Source organism: Candidatus Omnitrophota bacterium (assembly GCA_014728045.1).
Lineage (GTDB): Bacteria > Omnitrophota > Gorgyraeia > Tantalellales > Tantalellaceae > WJMH01.
The window spans coordinates 41,754-58,587 of sequence record WJMH01000006.1 but is presented as its reverse complement, the minus strand read 5'-3'; the positions used below and the strand labels follow the sequence as shown (position 1 = coordinate 58,587).

Sequence of the window (16,834 nt, the reverse complement as noted above, 5' to 3'; positions counted from 1 at the left end):
CATGGATTTCATGAAAGAACTTAATTTTGACCAGAAGGGGCTCATCCCCGCTATAATACAGGACGATAAGACCGGACGGGTCCTTACGCTCTGTTATATGGATAAAGAGGCGCTCGAGAGGACCATTAAAGAGAAGAAGATCTACGTTTTCAGAAGGTCCAAGGGGCGCATAATGCTCAAGGGCGAGACATCCGGCTGCGTGCAGGCCGTGAAGGAAATTGCCGTCGATTGCGCGGATAACTCACTGCTTTTCAAAGTAGACCAGGAAAGGGCGGCATGCCATAAGGGGTATTTCAGCTGTTATTTCAGAAAAGTAGATGATAAGGGGGGCTTTTTTGTGGATGAGCAAAGGGTTTTTGACCCCGAGGAAGTGTATAACAAATAATGTATTATCCGGACAAGGACACATTCATAGAACTGTCTGAACAGGGTAACGTGATACCTGTTTACAAAGAGCTTCTGGCGGACTTCGATACTCCTCTTTCAGCTTTCAGGAAGATAGACGACAAGGGATACGCTTATCTATTGGAGTCGGTGGAGGGAGGCGCTCACATGGCCAGGTATTCGTTTTTGGGAAGCGACCCCTCGCTTATTATCCACAGCAAAGGGGAGAAGATAACCTTTACCCGCGGATCCAGGACCGAAGAGCGCATCGCCAAAGAGGACCCCATAAGCGAGATCAGGCAATTCATGGGGCGTTTCAAGTTCGTCAATGTAAAAGGTCTGCCGAGGTTCTGCGGTGGGCTGGTTGGCTATATGGGGTATGATATGGTCCGCTTTATCGAGGAAATCCCCGATGAGAACCCGGAGGATTTCGATGTTCCTGAGATGCTTTTCATGCTTACGGACACTATTCTCATATTTGACCATGTAGACCATAAGATAAAAGTGGTTTCCAATTCGCTCGTCGAGAAGGACGATCCCGGCAAGGCCTACCGGAAGGCATGCGAGAAGATCGACAGAATAGTCGAAAAGCTCAAAAAAGATCTGCCGGAGCCTGAAGATCTTCCTGTTAAGGACTCCCGGCATGAAACCGATTCCAATTTCACTGAGGAGCAGTTCCGGGAAGCGGTCGAAAGAACAAAGGAATACATCCGCTCGGGAGAGGTCATACAGCTTGTCCTTTCCCAGAGGTTCCGCAGAAAGACCGAGGCCGATCCATTCATGGTCTACAGGGCGTTAAGGTCTATAAATCCTTCGCCGTACATGTTCTATCTTAAGCTCGACGGTTACAGGCTGGTCGGTTCTTCTCCTGAGATACTCGTAAGATGTGAGGATAGCCTCGTGGAAGTAAGACCCATAGCCGGCACGCGCAAACGGGGAAAAGACGAAGAGGATGACCTTACAATGGAGAGGGAGCTCTTGGCCGATCCCAAGGAAAGGGCCGAACATATCATGCTCGTCGATCTGGGGCGTAACGACATCGGAAGGGTCTGCGAATATTCTTCGGTCAAGCCAAGAGAGCTGATGCGTATCGAGCGCTATTCACACGTTATGCATATCGTGAGCGACGTGGTGGGCAAACTGCGGGAAGGGGAGGATGTTTACAGTTTGATACGCGCCACTTTCCCGGCGGGTACCGTGACCGGCGCTCCCAAGGTCCGGGCCATGCAACTCATAGACAGCCTGGAGAAGACAAGACGGGGGCCTTATGCCGGTTGCGTGGGGTATATAAGTTTTTCAGGCAATATCGACCTGTGTATTACCATAAGAACGATAATCATGATAGACGATACCGCGTATATACAGGCCGGTGCCGGTATAGTGCTCGATTCCGATCCCAGATTGGAATACAAGGAGACGAAGAACAAGGCCAGGGCCATGCTCAAGGCCATCGAGTTCGCCGAAAGAGGGCTGCAATGATCTTCGTAATAGATAACTACGATTCTTTCACTTACAACCTTGTTCAATACCTTGGTGAACTGGGGGAAGAGGTCGCGGTCTACCGTAACGACAGGATAGCCCCCGAACAGATCGAAAAGATGTCACCTGAAAGGCTGATCATATCCCCCGGCCCGGGGAATCCGGATGACGCCGGCATATCAAAGGAGGCCATAAGGCTTTTCGCGGGGAGGGTACCCATCCTCGGGGTCTGTCTCGGGCACCAGTGCATAGGCGAGGTCTATGGAGCACAGATAATACAGAGCGACAGGATAATGCACGGTAAGGTCAGTAAAGTATACCACGAGGGAGAAGGTATATTCAGTGGGATACCGTCCCCCTTCGTGGCGACAAGATATCATTCGCTCGTCGTTGATCCCGCTACCGTCAAGGACCCGCTCAGGGTTATAGCGAGGACCGGGGATGAGGAGATAATGGCTGTGGTCCACAAAGATCATCCGATCTGGGGGGTGCAGTTCCACCCCGAATCCATACTGACCGCCGAAGGGATGAACATATTGAAGAACTTTATCGAGGTATGAGGGGAAAAGCATGAAAATGAAGCAAGCCATACAGAAGATCGTTGAAGGAGTGGATCTTACCGAGAAGCAGACCCGTTCGGTCTTCACCGGCATTATGACCGGTAAAGCAACGCCCTCGCAGATAGGGGCCTTTATTACAGCCCTCAGGATGAAGGGAGAGACCGTTGAGGAGATAACAGGAGCCGCCAAAGCCATGAGACAGAAAGCGGTCAAGATCAGGGTTCCGGGAACTGTTCTGGATACCTGCGGTACCGGCGGCAGCGCAAAACACACCTTCAATGTTTCGACCACGGCGGCGTTCGTTCTTGCCGCCTGCGGGGTAAAGGTGGCCAAACACGGCAACCGGGCCGCTTCCAGCAAGTGCGGCAGCGCGGACGTTCTGGAGGAGCTGGGCGTAAAGATAACAGCTTCGAAAAGGGTCATGGAAAGATGCCTGAAAAAGATAGATATCGGCTTCCTTTTCGCTCCGCTTTACCACGGCGCGATGAAGCACGCGTTGATGCCGCGCAGAGAGATAGGTATCAGAACTGTTTTTAATATACTTGGGCCATTATCCAATCCGGCTTTCGCGAACTGCCAGATACTGGGAGTCTATGACAGGCGCCTTACTGATACCATGGCCCGGGTGCTGAAAAAACTCGGCACCAAGTCAGCCTATATCGTTTGCGGGGACGACGGTCTGGACGAGGTCAGTATAGCGGACAGGACGAAGATCAGCCGCCTCAAGGACGGGAAGATACGGTCATTCCTTGTCAGCCCCGAGTCTTTCGGTATAAAACGCAGGCCTCTATCCACCATAAAAGGCGGAACAGTGAAGCAGAACGCGAAAATGGTCAAAGATGTTCTTTCCGGGGGGAAAGGTCCCAGGCGGGACATAGTTCTTATGAATTCCAGTGTTGCGCTCATGGCCGCGGGTAAGGTGAAAAGTTTTAAACAGGGCATGCGCATGGCCGAGGAAGCTATTGATTCGGGCAGGGCGATGGAGAAGCTCGAGCAGCTCAGGCGCCTGGCGGGGTGACCGCACCGGGTGCGCGATAAAATGTAAGGAAGGATAAATGATACTTTCAAAGATAATTGAGGAGAAGCGCAGGGAGATAGACAGGTCTCAGAAACAGGTGCCGCTCAATGAGCTTAAGGATAAGGCCTCTTCGATGTACACCAAGAGCATGTTCAGAAAGAGCATTTCAAGGAGAGGGCATATTAACCTGATCGCCGAGATCAAAAGATCCTCTCCTTCCAAAGGGATAATACGCCAGGACTTTGATCCGCTGAGGATCGCTCTTGCTTACCAGGCTTCGGGTGCCAGCGCGATCAGCGTTCTTACGGATGAAAGGTTCTTTGACGGAAAACTGGAATATCTGAAGCTGGTCAAGGAGAGAGTGACCATACCGGTTCTCAGAAAAGATTTCATTATCGATGAATACCAGATCTATGAAACACTAGTAAGCGGCGCGGACGCGCTTCTTCTCATTGCGCAGATCCTCACGCAGGAAGAGCTGACCAGGTACCTGGCTTTTACAAGGGAACTGGGGATGGACGCTCTGGTCGAGGTCCATAACGAGGAGGACGTCGAGAAGGCACTTGCCAGTAACGCCGCCATAATCGGTATAAATAACCGTGATCTTTCCGATTTTAACGTGGATATTTCCAATACCCAGAGGCTTATACGTCTTATACCGGAGACAAAGGTCATAGTTTCCGAAAGCGGGATCGAGACCTACGAACAGGTGATGTTCCTCAAGAGCCTCGGGGTGAACTGCGTGCTTATAGGGGAGACTTTCATGCGTGCGGAGAACATCGGGCAGAAAGTCAGGGAGCTTATCAGGGAATAGAGGGACCGTCAAGAAGGAGCTTTTATTTTGGTCAAGGTGAAAATATGCGGTATAACCAATTTCGAGGATGCCAAAAGGTCCTCTGAATACGGGGCGGACCTTCTGGGGTTCATATTCGTTAAAGGGACTCCAAGGCATATCGAGCCCGATGAAGCTGTGGGTATAATAGATCGCGTTAAGAAAAGATACCCGAAGGTGGGCATGGTGGCTCTTTTTAAGGATGAGCGGCTGGAGACGGTAAAGCAGTTCCTCTCCGGCCAACGGTTCGACCACGTCCAGCTTCACGGAACTGAATCGCCGGAATACTGCATGTCGGTTGCCGGATCAGCACCTGTTGGCGTTATGAAGGTCTTCAAGGTCGACCGTGCTATCGTGCCCAACGGGGGTAATTACCCGGAAGACTACAAGAACGCTGATTATTTTGTGTTCGACACATACCACCCCGAAAGGGACGGGGGTACCGGATTAAGGTTCGATTGGGATGCGCTGAATGACCTGTCGGAGGACGTCCGGGGCCGCACTTTCGTGGCCGGAGGACTCGACCCGGATAACGTGGCCGATGCGGTCAGAGCGGTTGCGCCCTACGGAGTTGATACTTCAAGCGGGGTTGAGAAGCAGCCCGGGAAAAAGGATGCCACATTATTAAAGGAGTTCATCGAAAATGCGAAAAACACCTAAATTACCCGATAGTAAGGGATACTTCGGTCAGTTCGGGGGCGAATACGTGCCCGAGACGCTTATGCCTGCCCTGAGGGAACTGACAGACGCCTATAAGAGGATATCCCGGTCAGCTTCGTTCAAGGAACGTTTCCGGTATTTCCTGCGCGATTATGCGGGAAGACCGACGCCTCTTTATTTCGCGGAGAACCTTACTAAACGGCTGGGAGGGCTGAAAATATACCTCAAACGCGAGGATCTCCTGCACACCGGAGCCCACAAGATAAACAATACTATCGGTCAGGGGCTTCTGGCCGTTGAGATGGGCAAGAAAAGGCTTATCGCTGAGACAGGCGCCGGGCAGCACGGAGTGGCCACCGCTACCGTTGCTGCGCTGTTCGGTCTTGATTGCGACGTGTACATGGGCACCGAAGACATACACAGGCAAAGCCTTAATGTTTTCAGGATGAAGATGCTGGGAGCGAACGTTATACCGGTTGAAAGCGGTTCCCGCACCCTCAAGGATGCGATGAACGAAGCTATCAGGGACTGGGTCACTAACGTGCGTGACACTTTTTATGTTATAGGTTCGGTCGCGGGCCCCCATCCCTATCCCATGATGGTAAGGGATTTCCAGACAGTGATAGGAAAAGAAGTGCGCGAGCAGATCATGGAAAAGGAAAAGAAACTTCCCACGCATCTTGTTGCCTGCGTCGGAGGAGGTAGTAACGCGATGGGTCTTTTCCATCCTTTCTTTGACGATAAGAAGATAAAGTTCATAGGCGTCGAAGCTGCTGGTCTGGGTATAACTACGGGCAAACACGGGGCGGCCCTTCTGAAGGGTAAAATAGGGGTGCTTCATGGGAGCAAAAGCTTTCTTCTTGAGAACCGGGACGGACAGGTGCATCTGGCACATTCTGTTTCAGCGGGGCTTGATTACCCCGGAGTGGGGCCTGAGCATTCGTACTACAAGGTGACCAAGCGGGCCGAATATGTTTATGCGACGGATAAGGAAGCGCTTGATGCCACCAGGCTGTTGTCCGAGGTGGAAGGTATAATACCCGCTCTGGAAAGCGCCCATGCCATCGCCTATCTTCAGACCCTTGTCAAGAAGACCCACAAGAACGATTTGGTTGTCGTATGCCTCTCCGGCAGGGGGGATAAAGATATAGACATATTGAGGGAACATTTGTACGTAAAATGACGGGACAGCAAATGAACAGAATAAACAGAAAATTCAAAGAGCTCAAGGAAAAAGGCCATAAGGCTTTCATAGCTTATGTTGCCGCGGGAGACCCAGACCTTAAGACCTGCAAGACGGTCGTTACCTCTCTGGCTAAGGCGGGAGCGGACATTATCGAGCTGGGCATACCTTTTTCGGACCCGCTCGCGGACGGGCCGACCATCCAGAAAGCCACCCAGCGGTCGCTCAAGGCGGGATGTACCGTAAGAAAGGTCATGGATATGGTCAGGCAGCTAAGGCGCGAGGTTGATGTCCCCATGGTCTTCATGACCTATTATAATATAGTTTTTAACTACGGCATCCGCGATTTTATTAAAGACGCCAAGACATGCGGCGTGGACGGGGTCATAGTCCCGGATCTACCGATGGAGGAATCCGGCGAACTAACCGAACACGGGGACAAGGAGGATTTCAACGTCGTATTGCTTGCCGCGCCGACGACCCCGCTTGAGCGGTTCAAGAAGATAGCGGCCCGTTCTCGCGGGTTTATTTACTATGTCTCGCTTACCGGTGTTACCGGTGCGCGGAAAAAGCTTTCCGCCAAGGTAAAGACCGAAATAAATATACTGAAAAAAATGACGAAAAAACCCGTTTGCGTGGGATTCGGTGTATCCACCCCTGAACAGGCCAAGGACCTGGCTGGTGCCGCCGATGGTGTCATAGTGGGAAGTGCTATCATCAAAGTCATTGAAAAGAACCTTGCCAGCAAGAGAAGGATGGTCTCGGGCGTCGAGAAGTTCGCCCGGTCCATGGCAAGGGCGGTTCATGGGGTTAAATGAGAATGAGGATAATGGGCCTTGATCTGGGTACCGAGAGAATAGGGGTTGCCGTAAGTGATGAAAGCCGGACACTGGCGCAGGGCAGGGCTCTTTTGCGGAGGGAAAGCGACACAGCCGTAATAGATCGCTTGATCAGCATGATCGGAGAACTGGGCGTGGGCGAAATAGTTGTCGGCCTTCCTGTAAACATGGACGGATCAAAAGGCGAACGGGCGCTTGACAGTGAACGGTTCGCCGATAAACTCAGGCGAAGAGCTGAATTGCCTGTACATTTATGGGACGAAAGATTAAGTACCAGGGAAGCCGAGGCGGTAATGCTCGAAGCCGACCTGTCGAGGAAAAAGCGCAAGAAATCCGTGGACAAACTCGCGGCGCAGTTAATCCTGCAGTCGTATCTTGATAGCAGAAAGAGGACTGATGTATAAAAAAACGCTGGGAAAGAACGGTCTAAAAGTTGTCGTATCCAGGATGCCGCAGATGAGTTCGGTATCGCTAGGGATCTGGATAGGTGTCGGGGGCAGGTACGAATCTGACCGGCAGAGCGGTATCAGCCATTTTATTGAGCATATGCTGTTCAAGGGCACCCATACCAGGACGACCAAGGACCTGAAAGAGACCATAGAGGGCGTGGGTGGATCGTTCAACGGGTTTACTTCGGACGAGGTGACCTGTTTCATGGTCAAGGTTCCCGCTAAATACATGGAACTGGGCATGGATGTTCTTGCCGACATGGTCATGAACGCGAAATTCGATAAGGAAGATATCCTCCGCGAGAAATTCGTGATATGCGAGGAAATCAAGATGTACCGCGATCAGCCTGCCGAACACGTGCTTGACGTTCTAAGCGGCATCATGTGGCCGGGGAACGCTCTGGGCCGTCCGCTTACCGGCAACATGGGTACTGTAAAAAAATTCACCAAGGACGAACTGGTGAGCTTCAAGGAGGAGAACTACCATCCGGGAAATATAGCCGTTGTTGCCGCAGGGAACATTCATCCCGACAGGCTCAGCCAGTATGCCATGGAAAAGTTCTCTGGGGAGAAAAGAAAGAAGAAGATCACGTTCGATAGGGCCGGGGTTTTTCATAAGGGACCGCGGATGAGGGTGTGCCGGGGCAACACCCAGCAAACGCACATAGCCCTGGGTTTTCGTGCGGAGGACCGGAATATACGCCAAAGGTTCGCGACTAAGATGATGAACATTATCCTCGGCGGGAACATGTCTTCCCGGTTGTTCGAGGAACTTCGGGAGAAGTACGGCTTGTGTTATGATATATCGTCTACCTACAAGCGTCACAGTGATGTTGGAGAGATACAGATACACGCCGGTGTGGATAATTTCAGCGCGAAACGTTCTTTGACGGCCATACTCGATGAGATCAAGCGGCTGAGGGATCTCGGGGTCACTGAAGAAGAACTCGATCGGGCAAAAAGATACGCGAAGGGACAGTTTCTCCTGGCCATGGAGGCGACGTCGACCAGGATGCTGTGGCTTGGGGACAGGCTTATGACGCATAATCTCATACCCGAGGTGAGTGATGTGCTGCGGAGGATAGACCAGGTCAGTATCGCTGACGTACAGAGGACATGTGACCGGCTTTTTTGCTCCAGCGGGGCCCATCTTGCCATGATCGGCAGCTTAAAAGACAACGTTAAAAGAGCTATCAAAAAGGAGCTGGGCAAACTATGAGGGGTTCATTCAGGCTGACCAGGGTTTTCGGAATAGATATAAAGATACATGTCACGTTTTTCCTGCTTCTTGCGTTTTTTGCCCTGATACTTGGGGCAAAGGGGCTGGTGCTTATAATTGGGATATTCTTTTTCGTGACCGTACATGAGCTTTGCCATAGTCTGGCCGCCGCTCATTTCGGTATAAAAGTAAAGAAGATCACGCTTCTTCCTATTGGCGGGGTCGCTTCCATGCAGGAAGTTCCAAAAAAACCTTATCAGGAGATGATCATTTCCCTTGCCGGTCCTTTATCGAATCTTGTCATAGTGGCGGTATTTTTTTATCCCCTTTACCTGTTCCTCGGCAGGGAGACCCTTATGTACCCGTTCAGGGTATTGACCGGGCAGGCCGAATATACCGGAGGTTTCAATGTATGGGCACATATATACTGGATAAATCTTGTGCTTGCCGTCTTCAACCTGATACCCGCATTCCCGATGGATGGAGGAAGAGTGTTAAGGGCGATACTTACATCCAGGATGGGTTTCAAGCAGGCCACCGCCGTTGCGGTAAGGTTGGGACACATATTCGCGCTTATGTTCGCTTATCTGGGGATAGTATACGGACATATATTCCTTTTGATCATAGCCGTTTTCATATATATGGCCGCTTCCAGCGAGGGGCTGCAGGTAGAGGTCGTAGAAACCATCAAAAAATATACCATAAAGGACGTTCTCCCGCGAGATTACATACATGTAGACCCGGAAACCAGACTGTCGAAACTTCTTGAGTTGATGTTCCACGCGCATCAGGAGGATTTCCCGGTTTTGGACGACGGCGAGTACATGGGGTTGATCACAAGGAAAGAGATCCTTCATGGCATGCATGTCAAAGGCAAGGAGATAACAGCCCAGGAGATAATGAGGACGGATATTGAGCCGGTAAGTGTCAGCGAAAGGCTCCACAAGGCAAGAAAGCTAATGATCGAACAGGCTACCAACGCTTTGCCCGTGGTCAAGAACGACCAGATAGTGGGGGTGGTCACTCTTGATGACATAAACAGGGTTTATGTGATGGTTCATGATCAGACCACATGACGGAAAGGCAAAAAAATGGCAGATAACAAGTTATTAGTCGCGCCGAGCATCTTATCGGCGGATTTCAGCAGGCTTGCCGAAGAAATACGGGATATAGCAAGCGCTGGGGCTGACTGGGTCCATGTCGATGTCATGGACGGGCATTTTGTTCCCAACCTTACTATAGGCGCGCCTGTTGTTAAGAAGATAAGACCTGTCACGGACCTTTGTTTTGACGTGCATCTTATGATCGACAGGCCGGAGCGATTTATAGATGAATTCGCTGATGCCGGGAGCGATCTTATCACTTTCCACGTGGAGGCTACCGATGATCCCCGCGGGGTCATCGAAAAGATCAGGAACAGAGGAAAACAGGCCGGCGTGACCTTGAAACCGGGCACCAGTGTTGGCAGTATCGAACCCTATCTCGGGCTTGTTGACATGGTGCTGGTAATGACAGTGGAGCCGGGATTCGGGGGTCAGGATTTCATGGAGGAGATGCTGGATAAGGTGCAGCATATAAAGAACCGTTTCGAGGGATATATAGAGGTCGACGGCGGGATCAATGATATTACTGCTAAAAGGGCGGTTGAAGCGGGTGCCAATGTACTTGTTGCAGGTTCTTATGTTTTCGGGTCCGGAGATTATTCCAAGGCGATAAAGTCGCTGAGGGTGTGAATACGCGAAAAAGAGGAGGAGAGTAGATGTCGAAGATCAAGTTCGGTACAGACGGATGGCGGGCGGTTATAAGCAAGGAGTTCACTTTTGATAATGTTGCGGTTGTCGCGCAGGCGATAGCGGATTTCGTGAAGTCCCGCAGAGAGAGAGTTTACAAGAAAAGAAGACTTGTTGTCGGTTATGATACGAGGTTCCTTTCGGACGAATATGCCAAGACCGTAGCTTGTGTGCTCGCAGCTAACGGGATAAAGACCTATTTAACCGACAGGCCGAGCCCCACACCGTCGGTGTGCGTTTACATAGATCAGAAGAAACTCACCGGGGGAGTCATCGTTACCTCAAGCCATAACCCTCCTGAATACAACGGAATAAAATACAAGGGTTTTTTCGCGGGATCTGCCAACAGCGACATCATAGACAGGATAGAGCAGCGCCTTAACAAATCCAAAGTGAAGACCATGCCTTTCGAGGAGGCGGTGAAAAAGAAAAAGATAGTGCTTGATAACATCGTAAAAATGCACCTTGGCGTTATCAGGGATTACGCGAATATGCGCCTTTTGAAAAAGGGGAAATTAAACGTTCTGGTCGACTCCATGAACGGTACCGGTCAGACGTATCTCAAGGAAATCCTCAAGGGCACGGACATCAAGCTTGACTTCATGTACTCTGAGATCAATCCGGGTTTTCACGGCAGGGCCCCGGAACCCAACGAACATCACCTGGGCGAGCTCGTCAAAAAGGTCAAGCGCGGCAGATATGATCTCGGTCTTGCCACCGACGGTGACAGTGACAGGCTGGCCGTTGTTGATGAGAAAGGCCGGTTGCTTTCAGGGCACAAGGTCATGGCGATACTGCTATTACATCTTTTGAGGCACAGGAAGATGAGGGGCGGTGTCGTGCAGACTATATGTGGAACAGGTCTTATCAACAAAATGAGCGAAGAATATGGACTTGAAACTTACGAGACCCCCGTGGGTTTCAAATACATATGTGATATCATGAGGGAAAAGGATATTCTTATAGGCGGCGAAGAGACCGGTGGGGTCGCTTTCAAAGGATACATCCCGGACAGGGACGGATTCATGTCGGCGTTATTGGTGTTGGAACTGCTTATTGCCGAGAAGAAAAAACTCTCCGAGATAACAGCCGAACTGGATGCAAAATACGGGAGATTCGTCTATGAGAGGAATGACATGGCTTTTCCCGGATCGAAAAGGGAAAAACTTGTGAAAGGGATAAAAAATAATCCTCTCGAGAAAGTGCTGGACAAGGAAGTCGTTGACATCAACGATTCCGACGGCACGAAATTCATATGTGAAGATGGAAGCTGGCTTCTGGTAAGGTTATCCGGGACAGAGCCTAAGCTGAGGATATACAGTGAAACACATTCAAAGAAAAGATCACTGGAATACATCGAATTCGGCAAAAAATACGCTTCAAAACTGCTTTGACGGCGACAAGAGAAGATAGATTATGGATAACCTTTCTAGGATCAGGAATTTCTGTATTATAGCGCATATCGACCACGGTAAGAGCACGCTTGCCGACAGGATAATACAGCTTACAGATACCGTCACCGGCAGGCAGTTCCGCGACCAGTTCCTGGATGATATGGACCTTGAAAGAGAAAGAGGTATAACCATCAAGTCCAGCGCGGTCAGGATACTCTACAAGGCCGGGGACGGAGAGGCCTACCTGCTGAACTTGATTGATACCCCTGGTCACGTTGATTTTTCATATGAAGTTTCCAAAAGTATAGCCGCCTGTGAAGGAACTCTTCTGGTCGTCGATGCGGTGCAGGGCGTCGAGGCCCAGACCATCGCTAACCTGTATCTCGCGATGGAACACGAGCTTAAGATCATACCTGTTATTAACAAGATAGATCTCAAAAGCGCGAGAATAGAAGAAATAACCAAACAGATGGAGGAGATAGCAGGTGTTGACCGGGATGAGATCCTGCACATAAGCGCAAAGGAAGGCACGGGTGTCGCGGAGCTTCTTGAGACGATAGTTCAAAGGATACCCCCGCCGACAGGCGAGCGAAATAAACCTCTTCAGGCGCTCATTTTCGATTCGTCTTATGATACGTACAGGGGTGTTATCGTTTACGTGAGAGTCATGAACGGCCAGATAAGCAGCGGCATGCAGATAGAGATGATGAACAGGCGCACAAGCTACGAGGTAAAAGAGGTCGGGGTTTTCACCCCGGAGGAACAGCCTGTCGAGAAACTTGACTGCGGCCAGGTCGGATATATCGTGTGCAATATCAAGGAAGCCAAGGAAGTCGTCGTTGGCGACACGATAACCGACGCGGTAAAACCGGCGAAGAAGCCGCTTCCCGGATATAAACAGGTAAAGCCTATGGTCTTCAGCGGTATATATCCTGTAAGCAACGAGGATTACGAAGACCTGAAAAGCGCCATGGAGAAGCTCAGGCTTTCGGATTCGTCATTCATATATGAGCCGGAGACATCCGCAGCCCTGGGCTTCGGATTCCGCTGTGGGTTCTTGGGGTTGCTCCATATGGAGATCATACAGGAACGCCTGGAAAGAGAGTTCAACCTCGATCTCATTGCTTCCTCTCCGAGCGTGAACTACAAGTTGAGGTTGACAGACGGAGAGTTGATAGAGGTAGATAACCCTACTAAATATCCTCAGAGAGAGACGATAGAATACGTGGAGGAACCTTTCGTGAGGTGTTATATCTTCGCTCCCTCCGATTCGATAGGGGCTCTGATGAAGCTTTGTGAGAGTAAAAGGGGTGAATTCGTTAGCACAAAATATCTGGATCCGACCAGGGTGCAGCTTACGTATAATTTTCCCCTAGCCGAGATCATAATCGATTTCTATGACAAGATAAAATCCTCCACTCAGGGATACGGATCTCTGGATTACGAGGTTATCGGCTATCGCAGAGCGGATATCGTTAAACTGGAGATACTGATAAATTCGGTTCCGTGTGATGCGCTTTCGGCCATCGTACACAAGGACAAGGCTCGCCGGATGGGTCTGGAACTGGTTCAGAAACTGAAAGAGACCATCCCCAAGCATCTTTTCAAGGTAGCGCTTCAGGCCGCGGTCGGAGGGGAGATACTTGCAAGGGAGAACATATCCGCCCTGAAAAAACACGTTACCGGAAAATGTTACGGCGGTGATATAACAAGAAAACGTAAACTTTGGGAAAAACAGAAAATGGGGAAGAAAAAGATGCGCAGGATAGGGAAGGTCGATGTGCCTAAAGAAGCGTTTCTGAAAGCGATGAGGATTTCATGAAATTAGAATTTAACAGAAGTACATGGCTTTATTGGTGGGAAGAATGGATCAAGCCTATATTGATAGCGGCGGTACTGGCGATGTTCATAAGGACATTTATAGTCCAGCCCTTTAAGATACCGTCTAATTCGATGTACCCAACATTGAAACCTGGTGACCGCATATTCGTGAACAAGTTCCTGTACGGCGCGCGCGTACCGTTTGTAAATATAAGACTTCCTGATGTAAGGGAGCCTGAACTGGGCGATATAGTGGTATTCACATCACCCGTGGAAAGAAAGAAGTATCTGGTCAAACGTTTCATAGCCGAAGGAGGCCAGACGGTGCGGATAACTGATGGAGAACTATTCGTGGACGACCAGAAAGTTTCAAAGAGACCGCTCAGGAGTATTTTTTATTACAACAAGGGAAAATACGGTACCGAGGGAGAGGCTGTTCACGTTCCCGAAGGATACTTTTACGTTCTCGGGGACAACAGCGCAAATTCAATGGATTCGAGGTACTGGGGTTTCGTTCCTGAGAATAACCTCGTGGGTAAAGCATTCCTTATACACTGGCCCCTAAAGCGCATCCGGCTCATTAGGGAAGGCGACTAGTCACCAAAAGAAAGGCGGGCATAAAATCAACACCCGCCTTTTTTTGTAAGATACTTGACAAGTATTAATACTTGCTATATACTTGTTATTTATAAAAGGAGATAAATAAATGGGAAAAGGCAAAACAAGGTTCAGGTTCTATGCCACGGTATCTGACAGGGGGCAGATATTCATACCGAAAGCCCTTCAGGAGTATTTCAGGATAAAGAGCAGGGACAAAGTGGCATTTATCGTGGATAATAACGGCAAGGTGATCTTTCAGAGAAAGGAGGGGGCTGACCGATCATGAAGAAAAAATATTCTCATTCATGTAACATGCCGAATCGCTCGCGGAAAAGCAACAAGATCCGAAAGAAGATGGCAAGTAACGTAAGCAAGAAAGCGCTGACCGATGTATATAACAGGTTCTACCGTGACCAGGTGACGGCGCTTTACCGTGTTATCGCCGATGATTGACCGGAACACTTTATTCGCAGAAAGGGGGGTAGATGAAATACAAGACAGTTATAGAAATCGTTTGCGATGCGTATGACGAAGATGATGCCTGTCATATTGCCGGAGAATATCTGCGAGGTAACGAAGAGTTCGGCGTCCTGATGACCTTTAACACCCACAGCATGAATCCGCATAACAAGGCTGAAGCGCATTAAACAGAAAACCGAAAGCCTTTTGCTCTGGCCGATACTGTTTCCTTGACTTGTAATATACGCTATGCTATAAAAAATTAATTCGGAAGGTTGAGGAAATGAATTGGGCCACCAGATTTACAGTTTTCAGGATAGTCCTAGTTCCGGTTTTCATAACGACTATCCTTTATCACCGGCTGAACCTGGCTTTTCTGGTATTTCTTGTCGCTACCTGTACTGACGCCCTTGACGGGTATCTGGCGCGTGTGCGAGAAGAACAGACGCGCCTTGGAGCAATCCTGGATCCTATTGCCGATAAGATGCTGATAGGAAGTGCCTTTGTCTCGTTCAGTGTTGTTTCAGGGTTGCCGGAATATCTCAAGATGCCGGCATACGTGCCTATAGTGGTCATATCCCGTGACGTTATAATATTGCTGGGAGTTGCTCTCATACATATAATTGCCGGACATATTGAGATCAAGCCCACTTTTATCGGGAAACTCACCACCGTCTTTCAGATGATGACCGTTATAGCTTTATTGGTCCAATTCGTCCATGCCAGCTGGTTATGGAATATAACAGTAGTGATAACCGTCATTTCGGGGCTTGACTACATCAGAATAGGATCGAATTACGTTAATGGAAAACTATAATTCCGTTCCCACAATTTGCATAGTTGGGCGTCCCAACGTGGGGAAATCATCTCTGTTTAATTGTCTGCTTGGCGAGAGGCGGGCAGTGGTCGTCGAACAGTCCGGGACCACCCGTGACAGACTGGAGGCGATAATTACCGTAGAGGGGGCTCATTTCAAGCTTGTTGATACCGGCGGATATCTGTCCGCCGATACCGACGGATTCTCCAAGCCGGTCAAGGAGCAGATATACAGGGCCATGGAAGAGGCCGCGGTGATAATCCTTGTGACTGACACCATCGCGGGCGCGACCGCGATGGACAAAGAAGTGGCGCTCATCCTGCGGAAATTTGGCAAGCCCGTCATTTTAGCCGCCAATAAGACCGATAATGATAAGCTTAAAACCCATGCTTTTGAATTTTACCAGCTCGGTTTCGGTGAACCGATCAATATCTCCTGTCTTCACAGAAGGGGCATCAAGGCTCTCAAGAAAAAGATAGCGCAGTCGTTTAAAAGTGCTGATCTTATGCGCAACATGGAGAATCCGGAAAAGATAATAAAGGTCGCTGTTGTGGGAAGGCCTAATGTGGGAAAGTCATCGTTCGTTAACAACCTTCTTGCCAGGAACCGTGTGCTGGTCAGCGATATTCCGGGCACTACCAGGGATTCGATCGACACGCATTTCAAATACAAGGGAGAGGATTATCTACTCATAGACACTGCGGGCATCCGCCACAAACGAAAGATAAAGACTGCTGTTGACACTTACAGTGTCATGCGCTCGAAAGAATCCATCTTAAGGGCTGATGTGGTTTTTCTGCTTCTTGATGCGGCCTGCGGGGTCACAAAGGATGATCTGGGCATTCTCAAGCTTATAGACCAAGCGGGTAAAGCGGCCCTTGTGCTTGTAAATAAATGGGACCTCTCCAAGAAGGCTGAGGAAGTTACGATGGAGGAGTATGCCAAGCATCTGTTGTACGCGGCCAACGAGCTCAGTAAATTCCCTCTTGAATTCATCTCCGCAAGGTCAGGCAGGAACGTCCTGCGCAGTCTTGAGATGGCAAGTGTTCTGGATTCGAATCTTGATCTGGAGGCCTCTACGCCGTATCTTAACAGGATATTCAAGAAGAATGATCCTTCCCAGGTTCCCATTCCCAGGAAGAAAAAACGGCCGAACTTTCTATATATCGTGCAGAGCGGATGCAGGCCCGTTGAGTTCAAATATTTCGTTAACGATCCCCATGCGGTGCTTCCTTCTCATATCAGTTACATCGAAAACCAGCTCAGAGCGAACCTGCCGCTAAAGGGGATACCGATCAAGGTTAGGATAAACAACGCAAAAAAGAGGTGA

Annotated in this window: 20 protein-coding genes; all 20 read left to right on the top strand. The window is 49.7% G+C overall.

The genetic code is table 11. The features are described 5' to 3' along the window. Positions 1–10: 10 nt before the first annotated feature. The 20 genes from hisI to der all read left to right on the top strand — a co-directional run bounded on the left by hisI (position 11) and on the right by der (position 16,834). On the top strand, positions 11–385 hold the full coding sequence (gene hisI, locus GF409_01280) for a phosphoribosyl-AMP cyclohydrolase (GenBank protein MBD3425844.1): 375 nt from the start codon (positions 11–13) through the stop codon (positions 383–385). Then, the gene (gene trpE, locus GF409_01275) at positions 385–1,863 is read left to right on the top strand and encodes an anthranilate synthase component I (GenBank protein MBD3425843.1); all 1,479 of its coding nucleotides are present in this window, start codon (positions 385–387) and stop codon (positions 1,861–1,863) included. The genes hisI and trpE overlap by 1 nt, the downstream gene beginning before the upstream one ends. Continuing rightward, complete coding sequence (locus GF409_01270) at positions 1,860–2,423, top strand: anthranilate/aminodeoxychorismate synthase component II (GenBank protein MBD3425842.1); 564 nt, start codon at positions 1,860–1,862, stop codon at positions 2,421–2,423. Before trpE ends, GF409_01270 begins: the two co-directional genes overlap by 4 nt. Positions 2,424–2,439: 16 nt before the next feature. Further along, positions 2,440–3,441: an anthranilate phosphoribosyltransferase gene (gene trpD, locus GF409_01265; GenBank protein MBD3425841.1), complete on the top strand. Its 1,002-nt coding sequence runs from the start codon at positions 2,440–2,442 to the stop codon at positions 3,439–3,441. 37 nt (positions 3,442–3,478) lie between these two features. Beyond that, positions 3,479–4,255 carry an indole-3-glycerol phosphate synthase TrpC gene (gene trpC / locus GF409_01260; protein MBD3425840.1) on the top strand — a complete coding sequence of 259 codons (777 nt, stop codon included), beginning with the start codon at positions 3,479–3,481 and terminating at the stop codon, positions 4,253–4,255. A gap of 27 nt (positions 4,256–4,282) precedes the next feature. Continuing rightward, positions 4,283–4,933, top strand: a complete 651-nt coding sequence (locus GF409_01255; protein MBD3425839.1) for an N-(5'-phosphoribosyl)anthranilate isomerase — start codon at positions 4,283–4,285, stop codon at positions 4,931–4,933. Then, the gene (gene trpB, locus GF409_01250) at positions 4,917–6,116 is read left to right on the top strand and encodes a tryptophan synthase subunit beta (GenBank protein MBD3425838.1); all 1,200 of its coding nucleotides are present in this window, start codon (positions 4,917–4,919) and stop codon (positions 6,114–6,116) included. The genes GF409_01255 and trpB overlap by 17 nt, the downstream gene beginning before the upstream one ends. Before the next feature lie 11 nt (positions 6,117–6,127). Next, positions 6,128–6,934, top strand: coding sequence for a tryptophan synthase subunit alpha (locus tag GF409_01245; GenBank protein MBD3425837.1), 807 nt, complete (start codon positions 6,128–6,130; stop codon positions 6,932–6,934). Between the two features lie 2 nt (positions 6,935–6,936). Beyond that, entirely contained in the window at positions 6,937–7,359 is a 423-nt protein-coding gene (ruvX, locus tag GF409_01240; GenBank protein MBD3425836.1) for a Holliday junction resolvase RuvX, read from the top strand. Next, on the top strand, positions 7,352–8,623 hold the full coding sequence (locus tag GF409_01235; protein MBD3425835.1) for a hypothetical protein: 1,272 nt from the start codon (positions 7,352–7,354) through the stop codon (positions 8,621–8,623). The genes ruvX and GF409_01235 overlap by 8 nt, the downstream gene beginning before the upstream one ends. Next, positions 8,620–9,699 carry a CBS domain-containing protein gene (locus GF409_01230; GenBank protein MBD3425834.1) on the top strand — a complete coding sequence of 360 codons (1,080 nt, stop codon included), beginning with the start codon at positions 8,620–8,622 and terminating at the stop codon, positions 9,697–9,699. Before GF409_01235 ends, GF409_01230 begins: the two co-directional genes overlap by 4 nt. Before the next feature lie 15 nt (positions 9,700–9,714). Then, complete coding sequence (locus GF409_01225) at positions 9,715–10,356, top strand: ribulose-phosphate 3-epimerase (GenBank protein ID MBD3425833.1); 642 nt, start codon at positions 9,715–9,717, stop codon at positions 10,354–10,356. A gap of 26 nt (positions 10,357–10,382) precedes the next feature. Beyond that, the gene (locus GF409_01220) at positions 10,383–11,807 is read left to right on the top strand and encodes a phosphoglucomutase/phosphomannomutase family protein (GenBank protein ID MBD3425832.1); all 1,425 of its coding nucleotides are present in this window, start codon (positions 10,383–10,385) and stop codon (positions 11,805–11,807) included. A gap of 22 nt (positions 11,808–11,829) precedes the next feature. Then, positions 11,830–13,629, top strand: a complete 1,800-nt coding sequence (gene lepA, locus GF409_01215) for an elongation factor 4 (protein ID MBD3425831.1) — start codon at positions 11,830–11,832, stop codon at positions 13,627–13,629. Continuing rightward, the gene (gene lepB, locus GF409_01210) at positions 13,626–14,225 is read left to right on the top strand and encodes a signal peptidase I (GenBank protein ID MBD3425830.1); all 600 of its coding nucleotides are present in this window, start codon (positions 13,626–13,628) and stop codon (positions 14,223–14,225) included. The genes lepA and lepB overlap by 4 nt, the downstream gene beginning before the upstream one ends. 109 nt (positions 14,226–14,334) lie before the next feature. After that, positions 14,335–14,514, top strand: a complete 180-nt coding sequence (locus tag GF409_01205; protein ID MBD3425829.1) for a hypothetical protein — start codon at positions 14,335–14,337, stop codon at positions 14,512–14,514. Continuing rightward, positions 14,511–14,681, top strand: a complete 171-nt coding sequence (locus GF409_01200; GenBank protein ID MBD3425828.1) for a hypothetical protein — start codon at positions 14,511–14,513, stop codon at positions 14,679–14,681. Before GF409_01205 ends, GF409_01200 begins: the two co-directional genes overlap by 4 nt. 32 nt (positions 14,682–14,713) lie before the next feature. Further along, positions 14,714–14,875: a hypothetical protein gene (locus GF409_01195; protein ID MBD3425827.1), complete on the top strand. Its 162-nt coding sequence runs from the start codon at positions 14,714–14,716 to the stop codon at positions 14,873–14,875. 95 nt (positions 14,876–14,970) lie between these two features. Beyond that, positions 14,971–15,504 carry a CDP-diacylglycerol--glycerol-3-phosphate 3-phosphatidyltransferase gene (locus tag GF409_01190; GenBank protein ID MBD3425826.1) on the top strand — a complete coding sequence of 178 codons (534 nt, stop codon included), beginning with the start codon at positions 14,971–14,973 and terminating at the stop codon, positions 15,502–15,504. Further along, positions 15,491–16,834, top strand: coding sequence for a ribosome biogenesis GTPase Der (gene der, locus GF409_01185; protein MBD3425825.1), 1,344 nt, complete (start codon positions 15,491–15,493; stop codon positions 16,832–16,834). Before GF409_01190 ends, der begins: the two co-directional genes overlap by 14 nt.